Consider the following 2,629-nt stretch of genomic DNA (forward strand, 5'->3'; position numbering starts at 1 on the left):
CTGCAGGGCACGGCGACCGGCTACAGCAGTTCGGCCGGCGGGCTGGCCGCGACCGCCAACGGCGGCTTCAGCGACGCCAGCGGCGACTTCGCCACGGCGCTGGGCTACGGCGCGGAGGCGAGCAACACCCGCACCACCGCAGTGGGCATCTCGTCGGTGGCCAGCGGTACCAATGCGACTGCGCTGGGCAACACCTCGACCGCCAGCGGCAACGTGAGCGTGGCGGTGGGCAGCAGCTCGCGTGCGACCATGCTCAACAGCACGGCGGTGGGCGGCAGCTCGTGGGCGACGGCCGACAACACCACGGCGGTGGGCCAGTTCGCCTGGGCGACGTCGGCCGGTTCGACGGCGATCGGCCGCGACTCGTACGCCTACGGCGGGATCAACGCCACGGCGGTGGGGCTGAGCGCCTGGGCCAACGGCGCCAACAGCGTGGCGCTGGGCTCGGGTTCGCGCGCGAACGAGGAGAACGTGGTGTCGGTGGGCAACGGCACCGGTTCGGGCGGCTACCCGGCCACGCGCCGGATCATCAACGTCGGCGACGGCGTGGACGACAACGACGCGGTGAACATGGCGCAGCTCAACTCCGTCGCAGACGACCTCGGCGAGCTGAGCGACAGCGCGGTCGTCTACGACGACGACAGCAAGGGAACGGTCACCTTCGCCGGCGACGACGGCACGGTGCTGACGAACGTGGCCGCGGGCGAGGTGAGCGAGGACAGCACAGACGCGGTCAACGGCAGCCAGCTGTTCGAGACCAACCAGCGCGTCGACGTGGTGGAAGGCCAGGTCGCGGACCTGGACGACCGCGTCGGCGACGTCGAGGGGGTGGTCGCGAACGCGGTGTCCTACGACGACGACAGCCGGGCCACGATCACGCTCGACGGCGACGACGGCACCGTCATCACCAACGTCGCGGCCGGCGCCATCGGTGCCGGCAGCACCGACGCGATCAACGGCGGCCAGATGTACGGTGCGCTGCAGAGCGCGGCGGACGTGATCGGCGGCGGCGCCACGGTCACCGCGTTCGGCACCATCGCGGCGCCGACGTATTCGATCCAGGGGGCGAACTACTACTCCATCGGCGATGCGCTGGGGGCGCTGGACGCGCAGATCAGCCAGCTCGACCTGCGCGTTTCGACGGTCGGTTCCGACGCCGGCAACGGCGGCATCGGCAATCGCGCCGCCGTCGATGGCGCCCCCACGGGCAACGCCGCCAAGGTAGGCGCCGGCAGCAACGGCGTCGCGGTCGGCGCCAACGCCACTGCCAATAGCAGCAACGGCATCGCGGTGGGCGGCAACGCCTATGCGCACGGCCCGAACGACACCGCCATCGGCGGCAACGCGCGGGTCGAGGCCGACGGCAGCACCGCGGTGGGCGCCAACGCCACCGTCACCGCGGCGGCCACCAATGCCGTGGCGATGGGCGAGGGCGCCAGCGTCAGCGCTGCATCGGGCACCGCCATCGGCCAGGGCGCCTCGGCGACCGCCGAGGGCGCGGTGGCGCTGGGCCAGGGTTCGGTCGCCGACCGCGCCGATGCGGTGTCGGTGGGCAGCGCCGGAAACGAGCGCCAGGTCACTAACGTGGCCGCAGGCACCTCGGACACCGATGCCGCCAACGTCGCGCAGGTACGGTCCACCGCAACCGAGACGCTCAGCTCGGCCAACGCCTATACCGATGCCCAGGTGGCCGCGTGGCACGACAACTTCGACGCCTTCCAGGGCGACGTCGAGCGGCGTTTCCACGACCAGGACCGCCGCATCGACCGCCAGGGCGCGATGGGCGCGGCGATGCTGAACATGGCCACCAGCGCCGCCGGCATCCGCACCCAGAACCGGGTCGGCGTGGGCGTCGGCTTCCAGGGCGGCGAGAGCGCGCTGTCGGTCGGCTACCAGCGCGCGATCAGCGACCGCGCCACGGTGACCCTGGGCGGCGCGTTCAGCGGCGACGAGAAGTCGGTGGGCGTGGGTGCCGGCTTCGGCTGGTGACGAAATGATGCGCGGACCGCTCCCCCGGCGAGCACAGGGGGCGCCGGGAGAGCGGCCGCGGTTTTCATGCTAGTGACGAACAGTCATGGGAAAGTCCATACATGCGAGGAGAAGTGTCGATGAAGCGTAAGACCCTGTTGTGTGCCGCGATTGCAGCGGCGATCGGAATCCCGGCGGTGCATGCCGCCGGCCAGGAAGCCAGGATCGGCCAGTCGCGTATCGCGCAGCCCGCGGCCGAGGCCCAGGCCGGCGCCCGCGTGATCGTCAAGTACCGCAGCGGTACGCTGGAGAGCACCAGCAACATGGCCAAGGCCCGCGCGGTCGAGTCGGCCGCTGCGCGCGCGGGCGCCGGCGTCAGGTCCGCCCGCGGCGGTGCCGTCTCGGCCACCCACATGCGCCGCCTCGGCGTCGGCGCCGACCTGTTGCGCCTGTCGCAGAAGCTCGAGCGCAGCGCGCTGGAGACCCTGGTGCGGGAGATCTCCGCGGATCCGGCGGTGGAGTACGCGGTGATTGACGAGCGCGACTACGCCCTCGGCCCGGTGCGCCGGGCCACGGACGCGCAGCCGCAGTTCACTCCGGACGATCCGTTCTTCGCCCAGTACCAGTGGAACTTCCGCACCGACAACCCCGGCGGGATCGA

1 protein-coding gene and 1 pseudogene are annotated in these 2,629 nt (G+C 71.9%); both read left to right on the plus strand.

The genetic code is table 11. The features are described from left to right. On the plus strand, positions 1-1,989 hold a 1,989-nt coding region (locus tag H0E84_RS10975), incomplete at its 5' end, for a YadA family autotransporter adhesin (RefSeq protein ID WP_180678696.1). Between the two features lie 119 nt (positions 1,990-2,108). Next, positions 2,109-2,629: pseudogene (locus tag H0E84_RS10980) on the plus strand (protease); the annotation flags it as partial.

Origin of the sequence: Luteimonas salinisoli, assembly GCF_013425525.1 — a bacterium.
Taxonomy (GTDB): domain Bacteria; phylum Pseudomonadota; class Gammaproteobacteria; order Xanthomonadales; family Xanthomonadaceae; genus Luteimonas; species Luteimonas salinisoli.